This window comes from Microcystis sp. M083S1, assembly GCF_020246405.1.
Classification (GTDB): Bacteria; Cyanobacteriota; Cyanobacteriia; order Cyanobacteriales; family Microcystaceae; genus Microcystis; species Microcystis aeruginosa_C.
The window spans coordinates 1-24479 of record NZ_JADBTB010000076.1 but is presented as its reverse complement, the minus strand read 5'-3'; the positions used below and the strand labels follow the sequence as shown (position 1 = coordinate 24479).

Genomic DNA, 24479 nt, shown 5'->3' with positions numbered 1-24479 from the left:
AAATCCAGTTATTAAAAACTGATTATTTATTCACCCTTTTGCCTGTTGCCTTTTGCCTGTCATCATAAGTAGTCTATACTCAACGGATTTAGTATCATTTCATCAACTCAATAACCAATCTAGATGATTCTGTAAACATTGCTTGAGGTCGTAGCGTTGCTTGATAGTTTCCCTAGCATTTAAACGCAGATTTTGCCAACCCTGGGGATAATCTAACACTTCATCGACGCGATCGGCTATTTGTTGAGGAGAAAAGAAATCCACTAATAAACCATTTTCCCCATCAGTAATTAATTCTCGCACGGGGGGAGTATCGGAACCAATCACCACGCAACCCATGGCCATAGCCTCTAACATTGACCAAGACAGCACAAAAGGACGAGTAAGATAGATATGGGCTGCTGATGCCTGTAAAACCTGTTTATATTGACCGTAGGGCAGAGAACCGGTAAAATGCACCCGGGATAAATCCAAAGAAAGGCTTTCTAACATCAATTGTTTATAGGTTTTGCCCTCCGGTAGAGTTTTCCCATAAGCGACTCGATCCTCCCCGACAATCACCACATGACAGTTAGGCCGACGGGCTAAAATTAGGGAAACAGCCGTCATAAATTGGGGAAAACCGCGATAGGGTTCCATTCCCCGGGTTGCATAGGTGACAATCTCCTTAACACCGGATAAATCTAAACCTATCTCTGGAATCACTAACTGCACATCGGGACGGGGACAGAAATAGTCCGTATCGATGCCATCGTGCAAAACCGTCAGTTTCGAGTGAAATTCGCTGGGAAATTGTTGTTTTTGCCAGATAGTCGGCGATAAACCTCGATCGCAACTGACCAGATCGATCAGGATCGTCGCATTTTTAATTCTAATCCGGGCTTCGGCATCAGCATTAAGGGGATCCGCCGGATCAAAATCAGCATCGGAACCATGGGCATGATAAAACCATTCAAAATAGGCTAAAAACTTAGTTTTCGGGAAAATATCCTTGATAAATAGACCCGGCCCCCAGCCAGAATGTGCATAGACAATATCGGGATAAAATCCTTGATTTTTCAGTTGTTGGCAAACACCATAAACCGCTTGACCTTGTAAAACCGCACTTTCGAGGGGACGGACATAATGATGGGTTTGGGGAGAAACAGCGCGACTTTCCTTGTAAATAAATTTTTTTACCCCCGCTATCTCTCCCTCTTGCCGGGTAGTGCCGAAAATAACTTGATTTCGGGGGTCTTGAGCCAAAACCGTGCTTAAATGGCGAAATTGGGCGGGAAAGTTGGAATGAAGGAATAAAAATTTCATCGCGGGTAAAGGTTTAGAAAAAGCGATCGCTAACCGTACATTGTCCCTGAAAACGGAGCAGATGATCGCATAATACCAAAGCCATCATCGCTTCTACCATAGGGACCGCTCGGGGTAAAACGCAAGGATCGTGTCTTCCTTTGGCTGCCAGGGTGGTTTCTTCCCCGGTGCGCGTCACGGTTTTTTGTTCTTTACCGATAGTTGCGGTGGGTTTAAAAGCGATGCGGATAATAATATTTTCACCGTTACTGATTCCCCCTTGGATACCCCCCGAACGATTGCTCGTGGTGCGAATTTCCCCGTTATCATCGATAAAATACTCGTCATTGTGTTCGCTGCCGGTTAAGAAGGTTCCCGCGAATCCCGATCCGATTTCAAATCCCTTGCTCGCGGGTAAGGACATCATCCCCTTAGCTAAATCGGCTTCTAGCTTATCAAAAACGGGTTCTCCTAGACCTTTCGGCACATTTCTGGCTACACATTCCACCACACCGCCGATCGAGTCCTTATTCAGGCGAATTTGGTCGATCAGGGCGATCATTTGGGCGGCCGTTTCCCCGTTGGGACAACGCACTATATTACTTTCCACCTCGTCGAGGGTGACGGTGTTGGGGTCGATGATTGCCTCAATATCTTTAATTCGCTTCACATAGCCGATAATCTCGACATTATAGATAGATTTAAGGATTTTTTTGGCGATCGCTGCTGCGGCCACCCGGCCGATGGTTTCTCGGGCCGAAGATCTGCCTCCTCCTTTCCAGTTGCGAATGCCGTATTTTGCCTCGTAGGTGGCATCCGCGTGGGAAGGTCGGAATTTCTCGGCCATTTCGTTGTAATCTTGCGAGCGAGCATCCTGATTCCGCACTAGAATAGCGATCGGTGTACCGAGGGTTTTACCGTCAAAAACGCCCGAAATTATCTCACAAATGTCATTTTCCCGACGCGGGGTCACGATTCTGCTTTGTCCCGGTTTGCGACGGTCTAAATCGATTTGAATCTCCTCTTCAGAAATTTCTACGCGCGGAGGACAACCATCGATAACCACTCCTACCCCACCCCCGTGAGATTCTCCAAAAGTGGAAACCCGAAATAGTCGTCCGAAAGTGTTACCCATAATCTCAATATCTACTAAGCCTCAAGCTTTTATTGTACCTGAGCGGTTATCAGTTATCAGTGATCAGTTATCAGTTATCAGTGATCAGATGTGAGTTTTTAGTGGACAGTCTTAAGTAGAAAATTGCCGTTTTCTTGTCACTGATGCCATTTTTCAAAAGTAATCGCAGAGATGGTTAATTTCCCTTACCCCCACAACCAAAGGGAGAGGGGAGTAAAATGCCGGCTCTCTTATTCTTTGTGTGATAAGTTTAACTTATATAAGACCGATCAATCTTTGTGTCCTTTGTGTCTTTGTGGTTCGTTCCATTTGCTCGCCAGCAGGAATGTATTTTAGAATACATTTTACCCACCAAACCCAAGAGAGTAAAATGCCTGCTACGAATAAAGGAAAATACTATGATTACTGTTTACTGATCACTGTTCACTGATAACTGAAAGGTCTCCTGTCTTCAGGTTAAGCTCCCAAAAAAAGGCTATTCTTTACCTTATATAGCCTGGCGAAAATTTGATGACTTCTTTGTTAGTTCACACATACCCTTCTCTTGTCAAGGGTATTTTAATTAAACGTTACAAACGCTTTTTTGCCGACATACAACTGGACAACGGAGAATTAATTACGGCCCATTGCGCTAATACCGGACCGATGACGGATGTATGCGTAGAAGGTCAACCGGTTTATCTTTCTCGCAGTGATAACCCGAAGCGAAAATTAGCTTACACCTGGGAGATGATTCAACTGGGGGAGACTTGGGTGGGAGTTAATACCAATCTTCCTAATCAGGTGGTGAAAAATGCCCTGTTGCAAGGGGTTTTTCCCGATTTGGTCAAAAATGACACCGAGGTGCGATCGGAAGTGGCCTACGGTCAAAATAATGGCAGTAGAATTGATTTTCTTTTGACCCATGGGGATAATTCCCTCACCTATATCGAGGTTAAAAATACCACTTGGAATCAGGGAGAAACGGCACTTTTTCCCGATACTGTCACCACGCGAGGACAGAAGCATTTACAGGAATTAATGGCTTTATTGCCGGCAGCGGAGGCGATTATGTTCTACTTTATTAATCGGGGTGATTGTGACCGGTTTGCTCCGGGGGATAGTAAAGATGCTAAATACGGGCAGTTATTACGTCAAGCAGTGGCTAAAGGAGTCAAGGTTTTACCCTGTCGCTTCCAAGTGACACCCACGGGAATTTATTATTTAGGTTTAGCAGAATTGCAACTGTGAAACCAGTGGTTTAGATGGGCCAGCTTTTGACAAAATCCCCCAGACCGCAACTGACCTTGAAAAGCTTAGAGACACAGTTACCTGTGCCTCTAATGGGGATTTTGTCGATACATATTTGGGGTAATTTGTCAAGGTTTTTGATAACTAATTCCGTGGCGCATTTTCTCTAATTTCTGTTGCACCTGAGCATCGAGAGAATGGAATAAAAAACGCCCTTTGGGACTTTGAGAAGAACTCTGGGATTTTCTCAGACGACGACCGGTTAAATCCACCTCGATTTCCAGACGTTGAGCGGAAATCCACTGGGCCCCATAACCCATAACGGTCATTTTTTGGGCATTATCAGAGGTAGCGACGATAATCCGTCCGATAGCTGGGGCGCGATCGTGCCAAAAATCGGCGCAGGTTTTCTCGATATAGGTGTCGGCGGTTTGAGCGTGAGCGGTAAAATAAACCGATAAATGGTTAGTGTAGCGTTCTTGGCTGCCGGGGGTATCTTGAAGGTAGGAATCGAAGACGATTTGGGTTTGATAACCCTGATGGTGGGTGTAACCGATTAGGGTTTCAATTAACTTGTCTCGCGCCGGTTCGAGACCGTGGCGATCGCTGATTTTTTTCAGGGACGGCCAAGCGCCGATGACGTTGTAGCCGTCAACCAGCAGAAGGGAACGATCAGAAGAATTAACCATGGCTTTGAGAGTAATTGGTGTAGCATTAAGGGCAGTTCTAAAAAACAGCATCCTAATGATATTAACAAAAAATTTAAGATTCAACCGCCGCACTTGCCAATAATCTCGCTTTTAATTCTAGGGGATTTCCCCGATCCGTTACCTTACCCCCCTCTAACAAAAATGCCCCATCGCTGTAATCCAATTCCTCCAGGCGATGCGTCACCCAAAGGGCTGTAATCCCTCGGTTTTTGACCAATTTCTGCACTTGAGAGACTAATTCTATTTGGGTATCCCCATCCAAAAGGGCGGTGGGTTCATCAAAGAGCAAAACCTCGCAATGACGAGCTAAAGCCCCCGCAATGGCGATTCTTTGCTTTTGTCCGCCACTGAGAGCATAGATCGGTCGTTTTTCCATTTCTAATAAATTCACCGCCCCTAGGGATTCCCGCACCCGGGCCCGAATTGCCGGCGTGGATAAACCCTCGGATACCAACCCAAAAGCCACATCTGCCCCCACTGTTGGCATAACTAACTGATGGTCGGGATTTTGGAAAACAAAACCGAGGGGGTTAGGTATCTCTATTTCACCGCGACTAGGTTTTAATAATCCCGCTAAGAGCCGCAGCAGGGTTGATTTACCGCTGCCATTTGTCCCCAACAACATCCAAAATTCTCCTCTGGGAACTTGCAAAGAGCAGCCATTTAATACTGATTTCCCATTCGGCCAGCTAAACCAGAGATCTTTTACTTTTATAGTCATGAATTATCAGCCTTTTCAGTTATCAGTTATCAGTTATCAGTTATCAGTTATCAGTTATCAGTTTTGAGTTTTGAGTTTTAAGCCGAAAGTGTTATGTAGGCGGTTGCCGTTTTTTGTCACTGATTACTGGTTACTGCTCACTGATAACTGATTAAAGAACTATTCTGTGGCTAAAGCGACAAACCCCGGCGCTCTACCAGTGGAGGCAGCCCCGGATTTTTGTGACACAATCACCGCACTGATCTGATCGCTCAAAACCGCCACCTTTTTATCGGTTTGTTTTTCGCAGGTTAATTCTAATAATTCTGGATTCGGCGATCGCATAGCGTTAATAATTGTTTGATACAAAGCGTCTGCCGCCGCTTCTTCCTTGCGCTGCACGGAAATGGGGATGGGCGAGAGTTTCAGGGTAATATCGATCGAATACATAGTTTAGCGTTCCCTTCCAAAAAACAAGTCAAAAACCATTGTATAACAGGGCTTGGGTGTTGGGGTTTTAGGGTGTTGGGGTTTTAGTTGAAATTCCCCTATCTCCCCATAGTTGCCCATCACCCACCGCCGATAACCTTAGGGTCATAAGGGACTTGCGCAGGAGAGGCAGCTCACCTGTTAACATTTCATGTAACATCATCTCCAACTCAAACAAATCGCTATAACTTCCTGCATCTTCCCCTAAAATTACCTCTGGAGCTGCATAGCTTTCAGTAAAAGCTTGAACACTGCGACTATTCTTTCTCAATCCTTGCCTTGCTGCCCCAAAATCGATTAAAACCAGCCGTTTTTCATCGGTAATTAAGACATTATCTGGTTTTAAATCTAAATGATAAATATCTTGCTTCTCATCATGCACTGCTTCCCAAGCACTGACTAAATCATTCATTACCGACTCAATATCTTTCTCATTTAATCTCTTTTCTGGTTGTTTATCGTAAAATATCTCTTAAAGTTTGTCCCTTCACCAATTCCATCACCAAATAAACGGTTATCTGGCAAGGGTTTTAAGAATTGTTAATTGATCTGTTTTTGCCAACAACTCATCTAACTCAGCTACCTCATCAGCGCAGGGCAAAGATGCTGCATTTCTCATCACTAAATCATCTAAACGGGTTGGCTCTACCAGGGCTAATTGACAACTTGCCAGCGCTTTTAATTCATCCACACTCAAACCAATCAAATAATCTTGATCGAGGCCTAATAGATTGGCAAATCGAGAATAGGTGTTCCAGTCTAATAAAACCCCAACTCGTTCCCGTTGCTCATTTGTTAAGTATTCTACCGGCTTGGACAGATCAGAAACACCCAGAAGACAATGTCATCCTATTTTAGTAATTAACTCCAGATAATGCTATCGATCGCCGATCAGGTTATCTTATTTTTGTTTTCCTAATTGTTAGGTTTTCTAAAAAGTTGAAAAAGTACGGGTGAAGCATTCGGATAGAAAATCTCTGGTTTCAGCGATAGGTTATTGTCCGAATGCTTCGCCCCTACAGGACGCAATTGCCGATCAGGTTATCTTATTTTTGTTTTCCTAATTGTTGGGCTTTATAAAAAGTTTCTAAACTGTGACTATCCCCGACAAAACGCCAGTGCCAGGGTTCATAATTAATACCCTGGGGATTATTTTCGGGGAAAGATAACTCGAAACTATACTGGGCAGCGTTATTTTGCAACCAACGAAAAGCGGCAGTATTAGCAAAACTGCTACTTAAATTCGTTGCGGGAGCGCTACCATCGCCAATATCGATCGCATAACCGGTATGATGTTCGCTGTAACCCGGAGGTGCGCTCACTTCTGCTCGTTTGCGGGTTTGCTGATTGCGTTGTTTTTTAACTTCAAAAAAGAGCTTTTCTTGGGTTGCTTTCGATCGAAATGCGGAAATCGGCATTAAAATCACCCCCGACCTTCTCGCGTCACTCTGCATCTGGATAAAAGCCTTGGCTGCCGGTTTCCTTAAACGCATAGTACCATCCCCAGTAATGGGGGCTAATTCCGTCTCTGGGGCCTCTTGATAGGGTAAATGACCTAGAATGTTCTCAATCGGGCTAGGAGTGGCTTTAATGGGGGGGGATGGGTTAATAACCGGTTTTTTTACGGAAGCAGGGGGACGATTCAAGACTGCTATGGCAATTAGGCCGGTTCCCACCAGAGCGAGTAAACCGCTTGCGATCGCTATTAGACCCTGGGGATTAGTAGTTTTTCTGTACTGGTTGTCCCGCAAAGCTTCGGGAATATCATCGATCGGTTTCACGGTTTACTTACCCTCCTGCACCATAATTACATTATTCCCCGGCCACTCCATCTTGACGAGCAGCCTGTTGAACGGCGGCGGCCACAGCCGTAACTACACGACCATCAAAAACCGAGGGAATAATATTCTCTCGATCAAGATTAGCAGGAGTGATCAAAGAAGCGATCGCTTTGGCCGCTTCCAGATACATATTATCGGTGATTGCCCTAGCGCGACAGTCCAAGGCCCCGCGAAATAATCCGGGGAAAGCGAGAACATTATTAATCTGATTGGGATAATCGCTGCGTCCGGTAGCCACCACGGCCACCAAATCATTGATTAATTCCGGTTGAATTTCGGGAATGGGATTAGCCATGGCAAAGACGATCGCATCTTTAGCCATTCCCTTGACCATTTCGGGAGTCAATACCCCCGGTGCGCTCACCCCCAGGAAGACATCAGCGCCTTTGAGAGCATCCCCTAGCTTACCACTGGCAGCCACGGCCCAAGCTTGTTTTTCTGGGGTTAAATCGTCCCGGTTTTGGGAGAGGATGCCATGGGAATCACAGAGGATTATATTTGTGGCTCCTGCGGTTTTAAAGAGAGTAGCGATGGCGATTCCCGCCGCACCCGCACCATTAATGACGATTTTGACTGTATCAAGCGATTTTTTGACCAATTTGAGGGCATTAATCAGGGCAGCCAGGGAAACGATCGCCGTACCATGTTGATCATCGTGGAAAACGGGAATATTTAATTCCGCTCGCAGACGTTTCTCGATTTCAAAACAGCGGGGAGCGCCGATATCCTCTAGGTTAATACCCCCAAAAACCGGAGCGATTCTTTTGACGGTTGCGATGATTTCTTCGGGGTCTTGGGTGGCTAAACAGATGGGAAAAGCATCAATTCCGGCGAATTCCTTGAATAACATCGCTTTCCCTTCCATTACCGGCAGGGCAGCCTCCGGCCCGAGATTTCCTAATCCTAATACCGCGCTACCATCGGTCACTACAGCGACGGTGTTGCCCTTGATGGTCAATGAGTACACCAGTTCGGGTTGGTGAGCGATAGCGGTGCAGATGCGACCAACTCCGGGGGTGTAGGCCATGGCCAGGTCATCTTGGGAGGTGAGGGGAATACGACTCTCAATGGAGATTTTACCCCGACGATGGATATCGAAGGTGCGATCGGAAACTTTGAGCAGTTTAACATCTGGTAGAGCTTTAACCGCAGCGATAATCTGTTCCGCTTGGTCGGTACTAGCGGCATCAACCATAATCTCGCGGGTGCTAATCTTTAAATTGCGTTCGATCAGAGAAATTTGCCCTAAATTCCCCCCGACATCGGCGATCGCATTGAGGACAGAAGCGAAGGTTCCCGCTTGATTGGGGATTTCTATCTTGAGACTTAAACTATAGCTAGGATTGGGCGTTAAATGAACCATGCTGAAGGCTTCCAATACTGATAAATATTGATTATCTTCTATCTGTGAGGGACTTTGGTATCTAATCGTGCAGTTTCTTTAGCTATTAGGGTCTCTCTGGGCCTAACACCAGGGGAGCGGGGTGTGGGGTGTGGGGTGTGGGGAGATGGCAAATTAGGTTAGACTTTATCTTAATGAGAAAGACTGTAAATATGACTAGAGAATTATATCCGGCGATCGATCCCTATTGTACTGGTTACTTAAAAGTATCGGCTCTCCACACAATCTATTATGAAGAAGTGGGCAATCCCCAGGGTAAACCGGTAGTATTTCTCCATGGCGGGCCTGGAGGTGGTATTGAGGGGATTTATCGTCAGTATTTCGATCCACAGAAATGGAGAATTGTCCTTTTTGATCAACGGGGTTGCGGGAAAAGTACCCCCCACGCTGAGTTAAGAGAAAATAACACTTGGCTGTTAGTGGCAGATATCGAAAAACTACGAGAATTATTAAAAATTGATCGCTGGGTAGTTTTTGGCGGTAGTTGGGGAAGTACCCTATCTTTAGCCTACAGTCAAACCCATCCCGAACGCTGTTTAGGCTTAATTTTGCGCGGGATTTTTCTACTGCGAGAAAAAGAATTAAAATGGTTTTATCAAGAGGGAACCAGTTATATTTTTCCCGATATTTGGCAGAATTATTTAGCACCTATTCCCCCGGAAGAAAGGGGTGATTTGCTGGCCGCTTATTATCGGCGCCTGACTAGCGATAACCCCCAAATCCGTCTAGAAGCTGCCAAAGCTTGGTCAATTTGGGAGGGAAGTACCAGCAAATTAATTCCCGCAGACAATTTAATCGAGAGATTCGGTCAGGATAATTTTGCCGAAGCTTTTGCACGCATTGAATGCCATTATTTTGTCAATAAGGGTTTTTTAGAGACGGATAACCAACTGATCGAAAATGTTGATAAAATCCGCCATATTCCCGCGGTTATCGTGCAAGGACGTTATGATATTGTTTGTCCGATGATTTCTGCTTGGGAATTACATCAAGCTTGGCCGGAAGCGGAATTTATCATTGTTCCCGATGCGGGACATTCGATGACAGAAGTGGGAATTCGTAGTGCTTTAATTGAGGCTACCGATAAATTTGTTAACTTATAAATCACCTAATTATCGTGATGATTTTGCCAAATTTGTTCGTAGGCTTTTTCCATATCTAGGGTAAATTTTTTCCCATTCCAGAGGGGAGATCTATGGCGAGATTGACGTAATTGATAACGAATTTCTTCCCTTAAATTTTGATCTAATCCTAACTTAATTCCCCACTGCACATATTCCTCATCACTCCAAGCTATACCCTGACTAATGCCGGCATTTTTCATAAAAGTATAGCTATTACGGGCTGCAAATTGTTCACCAACCCTAGTGACTAAAGGAATCCCCATCCAGAGGGTTTCTAGGGTTGTGGTAGCACCACTATAGGGATAGGTATCGAGAACTATATCAGCAATTCCTAGATTAGCGCGATGGGTTTCCTCATTGAAATCATTGGGCAAAAATCTTAATCTATCTTGACTAATTCCCAATTCGTCGGCACTTTTGAGAAATAATTCTCGAATGGTTTCTTTGTCGGCAAAACCTTTGATTAAAAGATAGCTATTAGGAACCTGTTGAAGAATCTGCAATTGCAGACAAATCATGTTTAAAGTGCGTTTTAATCCCGATTGCACGGTCAGATAAATAATAGCATCATCGGGAATATTTAAATCAGTTCTTCTCCTAGTGGGAACACCCACTTCAAAACCATCCACGGATAAATAAGAGTTAGGAAGTCGGATAATTTTTTCTGAATAAATTTCTTGAGCATTTTCGGGTAAAACGTAGTTATCGGCAATAAAATAATCAATAGCAGGAATTCCCGACGCATCTAATCCTAACCAGGTTACTTGTATCGGTGCTGGTTTTAAAGCCATTACTAGATAAGTTGTATTATTAGTTAAGCTATCAATATCCACTAAAATATCTAAGTTATCTTGACGAATTTGTGCAGTTATTTGTTCAATTTTTGCGGGCAAGTTATAGCTATAATCTGAGTTATTTATAAACCATTTTTCAGTAATTTCGTCCGCTGCTTGGTTGACAAAATAGGTGTAAATTTCAAATTTATCTCGATTATGATAGTGAAATAACCAGCGACTTAACCAACCCACAGAATGACGACGGAGAGTATGGGCAATATAACCAATTTTTATTTTTCTCGCTGGAGATTTTGGAGAAGAAACAGGAGCGATATAGTTATAGCGGTTTCTCACATCTGCTTGGAAAATTTCCGCTAGTTTACTTTGTAAATAGCGATTAATTTTGGGATTATCTTGATAGTAGGGAAGACAGATAGTAACTCCTAAAATAGAGTCGATAATAAAGGGACGTGCATTAAATTGTTTGGCATTAATTTGTCCCTCGATTAGTTGTATTAATTCATCGATAAATTTAGGTAAATTTCCCCAGTCTCCCTTAGCTTGTAAAATACCAATTACTAGAGAAATTCCCAAGAGCTTTTCAGTAGTTGTTTGGCAACTTTTATAAAAATTATCGGCAATTTCTAGAGATTTTTTATAGTCAACAGTGGTGGTTTTATAAAGATTAAACAAACTATTTTGTAGGTATAAATCCTCCGGTAGAAAGCGCAAACAAAGTTCTACTAAATTAATGGCAAATACACTTTGCTTTTGTTGATAAGCATAATTGACAATTGCTGAGATAACTTTGGCTGCAATTATTTCTGGATTATTGATATGTAAGGCTGCTAATTCTAAAAAGTGGATGGTATCAGTACAGGGGTAGATTAAAACTTTTTCCGTCACTCCCAGCAGTAAATCAACATTAATTGCTGCTGTAGCTGTATTTTCTAACAGTTCAAATACACACCAATCATTGAACTTTTCCATCGCAAAAATTTGGAATTGGATTTCTAATTCCATCAGATGCAGGAGATTGTTTAAAAAACTAGGATTAAGATTTTGTAGCTGCAATCGAATTAGATAACTTGTCTCTAATCTTTGGGAATTTTCTTGTCTGGTTGCCTCTGCATCTAAGATTTGAGTTAAAGTTTCTATCCACCCCGATAATTCTGATTCGGCTGCTTGACTCAACACCAGTAACCAAGTAGCTTGCGCGTCTTCTTCTCTATCTTGTAAAAGATAGGCTAATCCTAGATAAAAATAATCCTCAATTACTGGAGAATTGTTTTCAATTAATTGTTCATAAAACTGCAATACCAGTTGATAATTATTGTCGTTTAAGTGTGTTTGTATGTCTTGATGCCATTGCATAGTTTTTATCCGCTAAGATTGACAATAAATATTCCACATTTGCCGATAAGCATTTTCTAAATCTCTGGTAAATTGTTTGGCATTCCAGAGGGGAGATGTATGACGAGACTTTCGGAGTTTCCAACGGACTTCCTCTCTTAAATTTTTATCCAATCCTAACTTAATTCCCCACTGCACATATTCTTCATCACTCCAAGCTATACCCTCAGTTATTCCCGCATTCATCATTAAAGTATAACCGTTGCGTGATGACCATTGTTGCCCCACTTTAACCACGAGAGGAATTCCCATCCAGAGGGTTTCTAAGGTGGTTGTACCACCATTAAAGGGATAGGTGTCCAAAACCACATCAGCGATGGCTAAATTTGCCCTGTAGGTTTCCGTCTGATAGAGAGGAAGCATCTTAATTCGATTAGTTTCTACTCCAACTTCTGCGGCAATTTGACAGAATAAATCCAGGAGGGAATTATCATCAGCAACTCCTTGAATCAGGAAATAACTATTAGGTACCGATTTGAGTATTTGCATTTGTAAGCGAATCATCGCTGGATTACGCTTAATTGCTGTTTGAGAACTTAGGTAAATAACCGCATCGTTATTAATACCTAAATCTTCTCTTCGCAGGGTAGGAACGGCTATTTCAAAACCATCCACAGCGACAAAAGTATTAGGCAAACGCCAGATTTTTTCCTGATAATATTCTTGGGCATTTTCTGGCAATACATAAGGATCCGCTAAAAGATAATCTACTGCGGGTAAACCAGAACCATCAAAACCTAACCAGTTAACTTGAATAGGGGCAGGTTTTAAGGCAATAACTTGGGCAACGATTGCCCCAGTACCACTATCTAAGTCCACAAGAATATCGATGTTATCTTCTTTAATTTTGCGGTAGGTTGCTAGGGAATCAGCAGTAGCATGATAGATTTTATCTGCGGGATTAGAAAACCATTGTTTAGTTATTTCATCCACAGGTTGACTCACCATATAAAGGTGAATATCAAACTGTTCACGATTGTGATAATTAATAGTCCAACGACTCAATAAACCGACGGGATGACGTTTTAATGTTTGGGCAATGTAACCAATTTTAAGTTTTTTATTGGGATTATCTTCTCTGGGTTTATCAAAACCTTCCTCTTGAAAACCCAACATTTCTTTGTAAGTTTCTTGGAAAAAACTACCAATCTTACTTAAAAGCGGTCGATTCTCTTTCGGTTTATCTTCATAGTAAGAAATCGGATCCATAACTGTTAGTAACCCTTCTCTAACTAAGGGATGTATGTCTTGGGGCTTTTTTTCTAGAAATTCTTGAATTAAGTGTTTATACTCTTGACAAATACTAGGAATGTCATTCCATTTTGAGGCTCGTAAAGAACCACTAAAGAGGAGAGATTGACTAAACATTTTTAAATCAATTGTTTGGATTTTATCTTTAAATTCTTTGGTAAAGTTTATCGCTTTTTGGTAGTCAGGTACAACAACATAAAACCAAAATAAATTAGCTACTAAGTACAAATTTTCTGGATAAAGGGGAAGAAAAGCTTCCGCTAAGTCAACGGAATAAGTAGGTTGATATTTCTCAAAAGCAAAGTGTCGGGTGACAGTGATGACGTGATTAAGTAGTTCTGGAGAATTGCCAAGATAGGGTAAACTTAACCGAACTAATTCTATGGTATATTCATGAGCGTAACGTATGACGGCAATTACTACCCGTTCCAATAATTGAGAGTTAACTGAACCCTGAGTAATTAATTCTAGTATTTGCCATTCTTGCAGTTGTTGAGGATCAAATCTATTTAATTTAATTTCAATGAGGGTTAAATGCAGTAAATTATCGAGATAACTGGGATTAATTTCCTGTAGATGTTTACGAATTAACCAACTGGTTTCTAGATTTTCTAACTCTAATTGTCGGTTAGCTTCGGTAGTTAAAATATTGCTTAATTCTAGCATCCATGAATCAGTTTCCTGTTCATCTCCTTGAGTGAAAACAAATAACCAAGTAGCTTGTGCTTCTTCTTCTTTTGCCTGCAAAAGATAGGATAATCCTAAATACCAATAATGACTAATTTCTGTGGTTTCTTTTTCTATCAGTTCTTCGTAAAACTGACTAACAATATCGTATTGATTGTTTTCTAAAGCGGTTTTAACTTCATTTTGCCAAGACATGATTTAATTCTCCCTGATTAACTTTCACAATAGATTTGCCACATTTGACGATAGGCATTTTCCACATTTTTAGTAAACTGACGTGCATTCCAAATCGGTGAATTTTTTCTAGATTCGTCTAATTTAGCGATAACTTTGCGTCTCAACTGTTCATCCTTACCTAACTTAATTCCCCAATCGATATACTCCTCATCACTCCAAGCGATACCCTCACTAATTCCCGCATTAACCATTAAAGTATAACTATTTCTCGATGACCATTGTTGACCAACTTTTGTAACCAAAGGTATCCCCATCCACAGCACATCTAAAGTCGTCATTCCTCCCGTAAAAGGATAGGTATCTAAAACCACATCAGCTATTCTTAAATTTGCTCGATAAATTCCTGTGGGATAGAGGGGTAAGATTTTTAATCTCTCATAATTAATTCCTTCTTCCTCGGCAATTTTGAAAAATAATTTTTCCACTGATTTAGCATCACTTAACCCTTGAATACTCAAATAACTATTAGGAACTGCCTTTAAAACTTGTAGCTGAAGTCGAATAGTTTCAGGGTTACGTTTAATCCCCGTTTGTACGGTTAAGTAATTAATTGCATCCTCTGGAATCCCTAAATCATCCCTGCGGAGAGAGGGGGAAGCAACCTCGACACCATCCACACAAATATAGGAATTAGGTAAGCGCCAAATTTTTTCTCGGTAGTATTCCTGTGCATCTGCTGGTAAAACATAATTATCAGCAAGATAGTAATCAATTGCGGGAATTCCTGACGCATCAAAACCTAACCAAGTCACTTGTATTGGTGCGGGTTTTAGTGCCATGACTTGACAAGTTGCTTTATTAGTGATGCTGTCTAAATCTACCAAAATATCAATATTATCTTGACTAATTTTTTCAGCAATTACTTGAGGATCAATCGGTAAGTTATAGCAAGCATTTACCTGATTTTTAAAAAAAATTTCAGTGATAATGTCTTCTTTTTGAGATACTAGGTACAAAGAGACATGAAATTCATTATAGTCATGATACTTCATTAACCATCTAGCGATTAATCCGATAGAATGATTATATAAAGTATGGGCAATATAGCCAATTTTTAGAACTTTATTAGTATTCTTAATAGTCGATTTTTGCTGATAATTACAGTTAGAATTATTGCGAACATATTCCTGAAAAAGTTGACCAATACAATTACTAATATAACGGTTTTTTCTTGGGTTATCTTCTAGGTAAGTTAGAGGGGATAAAATTGTTATGTATGGTTTATCCAATAATCTTGGACATTCTTGATTAGCGATACTTTTTTGCAAGGATTCTGCATATTCTTCAATATCTGCCTTAATATCGACCCAATCACCACTAAATAATTTGACATAAAGAGCAATAAAATCAGCTACAGCTTGAGAAGGCAACCCTTGACAACTTGTTTTTAATTGATTAGCTACTTGGATAGCAGCGGCAAAATCTCGATTATCAAAATAACATTGATAAAGTTCAGCTAACAGATAAATTTGCTCTGGTTCTACTGCTAAACAAGTATTAATAATATCAATAGCCAATGGTTTATTGTTTCTGGCTAGAGAAGGTACTTTAGCTTCTACTACTTTGATGAAAGTTTGTCGCTGACAGTGAGATTGAAATATTGCTTCCAAGTAAGGGACGGTTTCTGGTATCTGAGAATCGAGAAATTTTTCTAAAACTTCTACTAATAAACCTAAATCGAGACTCTGGAAATTATTTGTTTTTAACACATCGACAAATAACCAAGCTTTTAACTGCTCTTTATCGAAATAATTCAAATCAATTGCTAATAAAATAAACCGCAGCAAATTATCAATATTATCGGGACTAATCTCGCGAATATGTCCTCGAATTAACCAACTGGTTTCTAAATTGCCTAACTCTAACTGTCTTCGCGCTTCCCCATCCAAAATATTGACTAAATCTGCTGTCCACAGCATCACCTCCTGTTCATCCCCTTGACTGAGGACGAATAACCATGTGGTTTGTGCTTCTTCTTCCCTAGCTTCTAAAAGATAGGCTAATCCTAAATACCAATAATGACTAATTTCTAGGGGGTCTCTTTCTATCAGTTCTTCGTAAAATTGGCTAACCTGCCAGAAATCCCCTTGGATAATTGCCGGTTCAACTTGGGAATGCCAAGACATAAGTATTTATCGTTAAGTGTCTCTACTAGCATACTCAAATAGAGGCAAAATTTTTCTATATAAGTAAAATTTATCAGTCGCTCAGGGGTTGGGTTTTGGGGTGGTCACTGCGTGCGCGTTGCGGGGGGGTGTTGGGGTTTTAGTTGAAATTCCCCCACTACCCCACTTCCCATTCCCCCACTTCCCACTCTGCACCCAGTTTCAACGCGTCCCAGCTTACCATCAATCTCAGCCAAGAGTCAGTCCCGATGAAAAAGTTTTCACCACCAGAGACGAAAGAGGTTTCCTTCCCTATACCCCACACCCTACACCCTACACCCTCTTTCAAGTCAGTTTTTTGAAAGATTTTCTAAATAAACCAATAAATCGGCCATAGCTTGAGTATCGGGCTTAAATTTGGGCATTGGCGGTGTTTTACCGCTAATTACCTGTTCAATCAGACTAATTCTCGATTTGCGACGGGAAACGTCCTCTAAACTCGGTCCGACGATGCCATCAGCAAACTGACCGTGACAAGCAGCACAGTTAATCTGAAAGATTTCGTAACCACGACTGACATTGCCTTGTCGGGATAACACCTCTTTAATGTAGGGATCCGACATCTTAGCCAGATGAAAGGTGATTAAAAAGGCACTAATCAGGAACAAAACCACGATTATAACCATTAAGAATCGATAAAGTCCGAATTTTGGTTTAAATAACTGACTATTCACGCAAGCTGCCGAAGGAAAGATGAGTTTCTCTTTACATTTTGCAACTTTTTGCCCCAAAATTCCACCGCCGCTGCTAGAGATAGGCAAATGGAGAATAATATAAGACAAAAGTGTATCTTTTTCTAACCCTCTAGCAATGAACCTATTAACCAGACTGGAAGATTGGCCCTATATTATCTTACCTATCATCATCGTCCTCAGTTTCCTGCTGTTGGGATGGCTCGTAGAAAAGCGCGTTGTCAGTCAACTTTTATCGATTGCCAGAGAAAAAAACCTGCGTTTCTCGGAAGGGGTTTTACGTTCCCTTCGCGGATTAAGCATACTTTGGTTCGGACTTTTGGGTTTAAATATTGCCCTCTCCCTTCCCAATCTTCCCCTCTTTCCCTACCTGATTCTCCTGAGCCAAAAATTGCTGCTAGTGGCTTTTTTAGCTTCGGCTACTTGGGCTATTGCTCAATTATCCGTGGAAATATTACGATTTTATACCACGGGAGATGATGGCATTTCTTCCCTAACTTCCCTATTTGAATTTCTCGCCAAAGTTCTGATTTTTAGCTGCGGTTTTTTGCTTATTTTAAGCTCGATTGGCATTTCGATAACTCCGATGCTTACTGCCTTTGGTATTGGGGGTGTTTCCCTCGGTTTAGCTCTCCAAAATACCCTAGCTAATTTAATGTCAGGGATTAATATTATCACTTCTAAAAAAGTTAGACCGGGAGATTATATTGAACTGAGAACGGGAGAAGCTGGTTATGTGCGAGATGTGGATTTAAGATGCACAGTAATCGAAGAAATTACCAATAATCTTTTGGTTATTCCCAATGCTCAGATCATTTCTTCTAGTTTCCGTAACTATAGTTTACCAGATCACTCCCTCCTCATCCCCGTGGAAGTGGGCATTAGTTACGATAGTGACTTAGAAAAAGTCGAAAAAGTTACCCTAGAAGTTATGCAAGAAATCGCCCAGTTATTGCAACCTCACCTCGGTGACTATCAACCTTTGATCCGTTATGGTAAATTCGATTACTATAGTATCCTGCTGACGGTTTATCTCAAGGTGGTAGAAGAAGAATTTTTTCAACACCTCACCATTAAACACGAATTTATTAAACTCCTACACCGACGCTATCAGCAAGAAGGAATTAAACTTCCCTATCCGATTTTTTTTCCCTATCCCCCCACTAATCCCCCTAGTTAACCTCAATTCCCTATGGCAACCAACAATTTAAAGCGCGGGCAGCTCACAACTGATAATTCTCCTCAAAAAACTTACGAGTCATCGGTTGGGCAACTTCAAGACCGTGGCCTTCTCCTAATAATTCTAGGGGTTTTCCTTCCACTTGAATCCAGACTTTGGCATTGGGATCCTCGGCAGTAGTAGTATAGATGATTTGTGCCAAACGACCGATTAACATATCAGGACCATCATCATTGCCAAACTCGCGCGAGAGATTAATCTTAATTCCCGTTTTATCTACTTTTAAATCAAGTAATTTAGTCCCGGGGGGAATAGTAGTCATATCCTGAGGATTACTTGGACCGGCTAATAGAGTTTGTAATACTGCTGTTAACTCTCCCTCGCGGCCATCGGCTTTTTGAACGGTAATTTCTTGGCTGACTAATTGATTCCCCGTATCAGTCACTTTTAACCAATAAACCTGTCGAGTTTCCCTAACAGGAATAGCTGCAGGAGTCGCTGTCGGACTTGTCTTCACTGGACCCGGAGAAACTGGTTCAACAATTGGCGATTGACTTATCGGCACCTGACTGGGAGATTCAATCGGGTTTTCGCTGGTTTTCTGGGAGGAAGATAGGTGATGGACGGCAAACCAGGCAGTGGCCCCACCAGCAGTAAATAAAGCGAGGCCGATACCAATTATCCAAGGCAAAGAGATTTTATCACTAGAGCGAGAACTAGGCATAATTCAGTTATCAGTTATCAGTTATCAGTTATCAGTCGAACGCTTTTATTCTCCCCCCGCAACGCGCACGAAGTGGTCTCCCCACTTCCTCACTTCCCCACTTCATAATTCATAATTCATAATTCATAATTCCCACTTCCGATCTCCTGTTTTCTGACCGTTAAATTTAATTGGGGTTCCCCGATCGAGGCTTGATGCTGCCAAAGGCGGCTATACTCAGCTTATCATCGTCGATCTGCAATTGTAGAAGGCGGGCGATAATCCCTTGTTTCTCGAAGTTTTTTAAATCTAACTGGGTGGATATACCCTCGGCAAACCCCTTGAGAAGGCGCGAGGAGAGGCGACGACCATTAAGAGTGGCTGTGGGGTCAATAAGCTCGATTTTTCGCCCCTGCACTAGCTTAAATCCCACTTCTAGGCTAAGGTCGAGGCTGGCTGCTGGTTCGTCCGGCTTTTGGGTCTCCAGCTGCAGCCTCAGAGCGACGCGATTATTATTAAGAAAGTTAAAATTTGCTTGACTAAGTTGATATTTTGTGCTAGAAGATTCTTCCCTAGAAGGAATTAGATTATTAATCAGGGTCTGAATTTGTTCTTTGACCGCTGCCGATTGTAAAGCTTGATTAACATTAGTTTCCGTGAGGACAAGATGCAACGCCCCCGCAGCCGGTCGGCGCAGAGCGGCGGCTAAATTGCCGTTTTTTTGCTGTAATCGCCGCAAATCGAGGCTAATTGGCTCAGTTTCTAGCTCGATCTTCTCAATGCGAACATCAGCAAGGGGATAAATTCCCCGTGCAGAAATGCGAACTCGATCGATTTTGCCTTGCAGAGCCTGATAATTGGGAGTATTATCGACCCTGACGGCTAATTGTTCCACTTTTTGGACTTGAGAGCGAAGGGTATGGGCTAAAACCGTATCAATAATTGCCCCTGCGGGAGTTAACAGGGTCAAAACACTAGCGAGAGTGATTGTTAGCCATTCCATCGCCCAATTACACCCATTCAGCTAAATTTTGCCAAGCATTAGTCAAAAGCTGACTTAACCAACGTCGTTGCACTTGATCTAAAATCGGGTCTTCTGCGAGAATTTCTTCAGTAAGATCATCGAGAGATTGGCCTTGAGCGCGGGCCATTCTAATGATTCCCGCAATCACGGCAGCGATCATCTCCTCATCCACGGGACGCTGTCGGAGGGCGGCAATTTCTTCGGGGGTAGTCGGGATAGGATAATTCATAATCAGATGGTCCTGGCTGTGTATTAATCTAGGTATGTAAAGTTTTTTCAACTTTTTTCAGAAAACTTTTTGTGTAGTCTAGCGTAATCAGACGATTTTTGGGTGTAATAGCTAAATCAAGATGAGAGAAATCCTTTACAGAGAAATTCCGACTCCCGACTCGATCGCCGTTTGTCAGTGGTTACAATCCGATTGGCAACCCGGAAGCGGTGTCAAGACAAATACACCTAACGGGGTGAGATTGCGCTTATCGGAGGCGATCGAATTGTCGATCTTTGTCTGGACGCTGCAACGGACTACTTATTTAAAAGTTTTCCGCTGGGGTGAGCGATCGCATTACCTGGAAACATCCCTAACTCGGCAGCTCGATCGAGCTTTACAAAAGCGTTTTCCGCCGCAGTGTAACACGATACCAAACATCGATCGAAAAAATCACTCAATTTTTACAGCTTTAGAAGCGGACTATCCCCTAACGGTTCACTACTTCCGCAAAATGCCGCAAGGGGAGGCAGATTTAGAACGGTTGTACTGGTGGGAAAAACGTTGGCGCGACAGTGCCAAAAATCCCCAACAACCGCAGCCGGTAATTTTCTCTAGCAGTGAGGAAAATGATCATCCCATCGCCTACGACTTAATTTATATTGGTGGTGCCTTGGGGGCAATTCACGCCGCACAGATGGCCAAATTAGGTTATCGAGTCCTCTTAGTAGAAAGACTGCCTTTCGGACGGATGAATCGGGAATGGAATATCTCTCGATCGGAGTTTCAAAGTTTAATTAATTTAGGCCTATTTACTGCCGAAGAATTCGAGGAATTAATCTTCCAAGAATACCTCGATGGCTTTAATAAGTTTTTTGATGGCAATAATCCCCCCCATCTGAAGGCGGAGATTCTCCATACTCCCACGGTTTTAAATATCGCCATTAATTCCGATCAATTGCTGCAATCCTGCGGTAAAAAAATACAGGAATATGGCGGTAAAATTCTCGATCAAACCGAATTTCTTAAGTCTGATATTACTGCTAATAGTGTTACTGTCACCCTTAATCATGGTGGAGAAATTCAACAGATAAAAGGTCGTTTATTGATTGATGCCATGGGGTCTGCCTCCCCGATTGCTTGGCAATTAAACGGAGTGCGTGCCTTTGATAGTGTCTGTCCGACGGTGGGGGCAGTAGTAGAAGGATTCGATCCAGTGGTGTGGGATTCTCACTATGGCGATGTCTTAAATTCCCATGGCGATATTTCTAAAGGCAGACAACTAATTTGGGAATTATTTCCGGGGGAAGGAAAAGAATTAACCTTCTATCTATTTCACTATCATCAAGTCCATCCCGATAACCCCGGTTCTCTGTTGGAAATGTACGAAGATTTCTTTACTATTCTGCCCGAATATCGACAGTGTGACCCAGAAAAATTAACCTGGAAAAAACCAACCTTTGGTTATATACCGGGGCATTTTAGTACAGGAAAAAAAGATCGAATTGTCTCCTTTGATCGCATTTTAGCCATCGGTGATGCCGCCTCCCTGCAATCACCCTTAATCTTTACTGGATTCGGTTCTTTGGTGCGTAATTTAGAGCGCTTAACCCATCTTTTGGATATGGCATTGAAACACGATTTACTAACAGCTAAAGACCTAGAAAATGTGCGGGCCTATCAAAGCAATGTGGCGGTAACTTGGTTATTTTCTAAAGGAATGATGGTTCCCACAGGAAAAACCTTACCACCCCAAAGAATCAACGCCATGTTAAACACATTTTTCGGTTTATTGGCCGACGAACCGCCGGAGGTTTCTGAAACCTTTATTAAGGATAAAACCGATTGGTTGACCTTTAGCCGTTTAGCAATTAAAGCGGCCAGAAAAAACCCCGCTTTACTGTTATGGATAGCAGAAATGGCTGGCAGTCAGGATTTAATTCGGTGGTTAGGTTCCTATCTCGATTTTAGCCTTGATGGAGTCAAAAATCTGTTTTTTGGTTCCTGGTTTCCCCAATGGTTAAAAAACTCCCAAAGCTGGCTAGAAAAAGACAATCCCCGCCTCTGGTTAAAGTTATTGAGTTTTAATTATAGCTTAAGAAATTAGAGGATATTTATCAATTGACGCTCCCATCACCCTAAGCGCGTTAGAAGTCAAAGTAGATGAATTGTTTAAGAAGTTAACACCCCCAGAGGGTTGCTTCTCTGACAGGATTTCCCTTGATCCTTACTGAATACAATTTAATTTGGTATGACTAAGACCTGGGCGAATAAACTTCTCGGTTCCGATGCAAGCAAAATAAACTAGAAAAAACCGGGTTAAACTGGCGAAAAATTATTCCTACCGCCAGGGTCGCCGGGGGCGAGATTTTCGAGACATTTTCGATGACAGGAGAAAAGATGAGGATGCCTACTCGATTAAATTTTTCTAGGGAGCAGTTTTCCCTACCCGGGTTAAAGCGTCTGCGATCCTATCGCTCGGCCTGGTTGCGGGGAGATATCATCGCGGGGATCACCGTGGCGGCCTATCTCGTTCCCCAATGTCTGGCCTACGCGGAACTGGCCGGAGTACAACCGATCGCCGGATTATGGGCGATCCTACCGCCCATGCTTATCTATGCGCTGCTCGGTTCCTCACCACAACTCTCCGTCGGGCCGGAATCGACAACGGCAGTAATGACCGCCGCCGCTATCATGCCCCTCGTCGCGGGGGATAGTAGCAACTACGCCAGTCTGTGCAGTCTATTGGCCTTACTCGTGGGGAGCGTCTGCTGCCTCGCCGCTTTCGCCCAGTTGGGGTTTCTCGCCGATCTCCTCTCCAAACCGATCCTCGTCGGCTACATGGCCGGGGTAGCGGTGATCATGATCGTCGGTCAGTTGGGAAAAATTAGCGGGATGTCACTAAAAGCGGAATCGCTTTTCGGACAGATCGGGGAATTTTCCCGACATTTATCCGAGATTCACCCACCAACTCTGATTCTTGCCGCCGGTGTTTTAATTTTCCTGCTAGTGGTACAACGTCGCTTTCCCAATGCCCCCGGCCCTTTACTCGCGGTTCTACTGGCGACATCGGCAGTATATTTGTTCGATCTGAACGAGCGCGGCATCGCCGTGATCGGGGAAATTCCCGCCGGTTTACCGAGTTTGAAAGTACCGAGAGGTTTTTCTTCCCAGCAGCTCGTCTATTTACTCTCCTCGGCCATCGGTATCGCCCTCGTTGGCTATTCCGATAACGTCTTGACCGCCCGCGCCTTCGGGGCGAAAAACAACTATCGCATCGATGGCAATCAGGAATTACTCGCCCTGGGAGCGGTGAATATCGGTAACGGCATCATGCAAGGCTTTCCCGTCAGCAGTAGCGGCAGTCGCACGGCGATCGGCGATTCTCTGGGCAGTCGATCGCAACTGTTTTCCCTCGTGGCTTTTCTGATCGTGATTTTGGTACTCTTGTTCTTGCGACCGCTGCTATCCCTGTTTCCGAAAGCAGCCCTAGGAGCGATCGTGATTTATGCCGCACTCCGTCTGATCGAGATATCGGAGTTCAACCGTCTGCGTTGTTTCAAAACCAGTGAGTTCCGATTGGCGCTCGTCACCATGTTCGGTGTCCTGGCCACCGATATCCTCGTCGGGGTGGGCGTTGCCGTGGGGTTATCGGTGGTCGATCTGTTCGCACGGCTGATGCGACCACACGATGCGGTTTTGGGGGAAGTGCCGAATCTGGCGGGCCTGCACGACATCGAGGATTGGCAGGGCGCGACGACGATCCCCGGATTGGTTCTCTACCGTTACGACGCGCCCCTCTGTTTCGCCAACGCCGAGAATTTTCGGAAACGGGTAATAGCGGCGATCGAAGCGGAGAAAGTCCCCGTCGAGTGGTTCGTTCTCAATGCCGAAGCAATTCTAGATATCGATATTACGGCGGTCGATATGTTGAAAGAATTACATCGAGAATTAATCGGCCGTGGTATTACTTTTGCCATGGCGCGGGTGAAGCAAGATTTATATCAGCAATTAAAAAAAGGAGACCTATCCGAGACGATCTCGACCGAACGTATTTATCCAACCCTAGAGGAAGCGATCGAGGCGTTTCATCGGAAATTTTGGGTCTGAAACCCCGCCGTTCTAGGTTGGCTTTACGTTAGAATTAAAAGGCCAGTCTCGAAAACCAAGTGGACGGCGCAGCACCTTGAAAACTCGGCTTAGGGGGTTCCGACCAGAAAAGCTTGGC

At 43.0% G+C, this 24479-nt stretch carries 22 protein-coding genes; 6 read left to right on the top strand and 16 right to left on the bottom strand.

Going from position 1 to position 24479, the window contains the following annotated elements; genetic code table 11:
- Nucleotides 1–102 precede the first annotated feature (102 nt).
- Both IM450_RS07230 and aroC read right to left on the bottom strand, forming a co-directional pair.
- Complete coding sequence (locus tag IM450_RS07230; protein ID WP_287667330.1) at nucleotides 103–1305, bottom strand: glycosyltransferase family 4 protein; 1203 nt, start codon at nucleotides 1303–1305, stop codon at nucleotides 103–105.
- Between the two features lie 13 nt (nucleotides 1306–1318).
- Nucleotides 1319–2419 (bottom strand): chorismate synthase, encoded by a 1101-nt coding sequence (gene aroC, locus IM450_RS07225; RefSeq protein WP_287667328.1) that lies wholly within the window; start codon nucleotides 2417–2419, stop codon nucleotides 1319–1321.
- Between the two features lie 241 nt (nucleotides 2420–2660).
- On the opposite strand from aroC, the gene IM450_RS07220 reads away from it, so the two are divergent.
- Together IM450_RS07220 and sfsA are read left to right on the top strand one after the other, a co-directional pair.
- Entirely contained in the window at nucleotides 2661–2849 is a 189-nt protein-coding gene (locus tag IM450_RS07220) for a hypothetical protein (RefSeq protein WP_232306221.1), read from the top strand.
- Nucleotides 2850–2929: 80 nt separating this feature from the next.
- The gene (gene sfsA / locus IM450_RS07215; RefSeq protein WP_002755011.1) at nucleotides 2930–3649 is read left to right on the top strand and encodes a DNA/RNA nuclease SfsA; all 720 of its coding nucleotides are present in this window, start codon (nucleotides 2930–2932) and stop codon (nucleotides 3647–3649) included.
- A gap of 128 nt (nucleotides 3650–3777) precedes the next feature.
- Here sfsA and IM450_RS07210 read toward each other — a convergent pair whose 3' ends face one another.
- From IM450_RS07210 to IM450_RS07180, 7 genes are all read right to left on the bottom strand, one after another.
- Nucleotides 3778–4338: an NYN domain-containing protein gene (locus tag IM450_RS07210; protein ID WP_002742028.1), complete on the bottom strand. Its 561-nt coding sequence runs from the start codon at nucleotides 4336–4338 to the stop codon at nucleotides 3778–3780.
- A gap of 73 nt (nucleotides 4339–4411) precedes the next feature.
- Complete coding sequence (locus IM450_RS07205; protein WP_002799790.1) at nucleotides 4412–5080, bottom strand: energy-coupling factor ABC transporter ATP-binding protein; 669 nt, start codon at nucleotides 5078–5080, stop codon at nucleotides 4412–4414.
- Nucleotides 5081–5239: 159 nt separating this feature from the next.
- Nucleotides 5240–5509, bottom strand: coding sequence for a hypothetical protein (locus IM450_RS07200; RefSeq protein ID WP_002756830.1), 270 nt, complete (start codon nucleotides 5507–5509; stop codon nucleotides 5240–5242).
- A gap of 67 nt (nucleotides 5510–5576) precedes the next feature.
- Nucleotides 5577–6017 (bottom strand): protein kinase domain-containing protein, encoded by a 441-nt coding sequence (locus IM450_RS07195; RefSeq protein ID WP_287667493.1) that lies wholly within the window; start codon nucleotides 6015–6017, stop codon nucleotides 5577–5579.
- 45 nt (nucleotides 6018–6062) lie between these two features.
- On the bottom strand, nucleotides 6063–6239 hold the full coding sequence (locus tag IM450_RS07190) for a hypothetical protein (RefSeq protein WP_002799794.1): 177 nt from the start codon (nucleotides 6237–6239) through the stop codon (nucleotides 6063–6065).
- Nucleotides 6240–6594: 355 nt separating this feature from the next.
- A complete protein-coding gene (locus tag IM450_RS07185; RefSeq protein WP_287667321.1) occupies nucleotides 6595–7329 on the bottom strand; it encodes a M15 family metallopeptidase in 735 nt (244 codons plus the stop codon).
- A 31-nt stretch (nucleotides 7330–7360) separates the two neighbouring features.
- On the bottom strand, nucleotides 7361–8752 hold the full coding sequence (locus IM450_RS07180) for an NAD-dependent malic enzyme (RefSeq protein WP_287667318.1): 1392 nt from the start codon (nucleotides 8750–8752) through the stop codon (nucleotides 7361–7363).
- A 191-nt stretch (nucleotides 8753–8943) separates the two neighbouring features.
- Here IM450_RS07180 and pip point away from each other — a divergent pair, with 191 nt between their 5' ends.
- Entirely contained in the window at nucleotides 8944–9894 is a 951-nt protein-coding gene (gene pip, locus IM450_RS07175) for a prolyl aminopeptidase (RefSeq protein ID WP_002782674.1), read from the top strand.
- Between the two features lie 5 nt (nucleotides 9895–9899).
- Here pip and IM450_RS07170 read toward each other — a convergent pair whose 3' ends face one another.
- The 4 genes from IM450_RS07170 to IM450_RS07155 all read right to left on the bottom strand — a co-directional run bounded on the left by IM450_RS07170 (nucleotide 9900) and on the right by IM450_RS07155 (nucleotide 17226).
- A complete protein-coding gene (locus IM450_RS07170) occupies nucleotides 9900–12065 on the bottom strand; it encodes an O-linked N-acetylglucosamine transferase, SPINDLY family protein (protein WP_287667315.1) in 2166 nt (721 codons plus the stop codon).
- Nucleotides 12066–12077: 12 nt separating this feature from the next.
- Nucleotides 12078–14237, bottom strand: a complete 2160-nt coding sequence (locus IM450_RS07165; RefSeq protein WP_287667312.1) for an O-linked N-acetylglucosamine transferase, SPINDLY family protein — start codon at nucleotides 14235–14237, stop codon at nucleotides 12078–12080.
- A gap of 17 nt (nucleotides 14238–14254) precedes the next feature.
- Nucleotides 14255–16405, bottom strand: coding sequence for an O-linked N-acetylglucosamine transferase, SPINDLY family protein (locus IM450_RS07160; protein ID WP_287667310.1), 2151 nt, complete (start codon nucleotides 16403–16405; stop codon nucleotides 14255–14257).
- Nucleotides 16406–16734: 329 nt separating this feature from the next.
- Entirely contained in the window at nucleotides 16735–17226 is a 492-nt protein-coding gene (locus IM450_RS07155) for a c-type cytochrome (RefSeq protein ID WP_002799809.1), read from the bottom strand.
- Nucleotides 17227–17254: 28 nt separating this feature from the next.
- Here IM450_RS07155 and IM450_RS07150 point away from each other — a divergent pair, with 28 nt between their 5' ends.
- A complete protein-coding gene (locus tag IM450_RS07150; RefSeq protein WP_002799810.1) occupies nucleotides 17255–18316 on the top strand; it encodes a mechanosensitive ion channel family protein in 1062 nt (353 codons plus the stop codon).
- Between the two features lie 43 nt (nucleotides 18317–18359).
- Here the strand turns inward: IM450_RS07150 and IM450_RS07145 are convergent, their stop codons facing one another.
- From IM450_RS07145 to IM450_RS07135, 3 genes are all read right to left on the bottom strand, one after another.
- Nucleotides 18360–19040, bottom strand: a complete 681-nt coding sequence (locus IM450_RS07145; RefSeq protein ID WP_287667307.1) for a GerMN domain-containing protein — start codon at nucleotides 19038–19040, stop codon at nucleotides 18360–18362.
- 166 nt (nucleotides 19041–19206) lie between these two features.
- Entirely contained in the window at nucleotides 19207–20022 is an 816-nt protein-coding gene (locus IM450_RS07140; RefSeq protein ID WP_002800027.1) for an LmeA family phospholipid-binding protein, read from the bottom strand.
- 7 nt (nucleotides 20023–20029) lie between these two features.
- The gene (locus tag IM450_RS07135; RefSeq protein ID WP_002800028.1) at nucleotides 20030–20272 is read right to left on the bottom strand and encodes a hypothetical protein; all 243 of its coding nucleotides are present in this window, start codon (nucleotides 20270–20272) and stop codon (nucleotides 20030–20032) included.
- Between the two features lie 121 nt (nucleotides 20273–20393).
- Between IM450_RS07135 and IM450_RS07130 the strand changes: the two genes are divergently transcribed.
- Both IM450_RS07130 and IM450_RS07125 read left to right on the top strand, forming a co-directional pair.
- Complete coding sequence (locus IM450_RS07130; RefSeq protein WP_287667303.1) at nucleotides 20394–22358, top strand: flavin-dependent dehydrogenase; 1965 nt, start codon at nucleotides 20394–20396, stop codon at nucleotides 22356–22358.
- A 299-nt stretch (nucleotides 22359–22657) separates the two neighbouring features.
- On the top strand, nucleotides 22658–24361 hold the full coding sequence (locus tag IM450_RS07125) for a solute carrier family 26 protein (RefSeq protein WP_287667301.1): 1704 nt from the start codon (nucleotides 22658–22660) through the stop codon (nucleotides 24359–24361).
- Nucleotides 24362–24479: the final 118 nt, after the last annotated feature.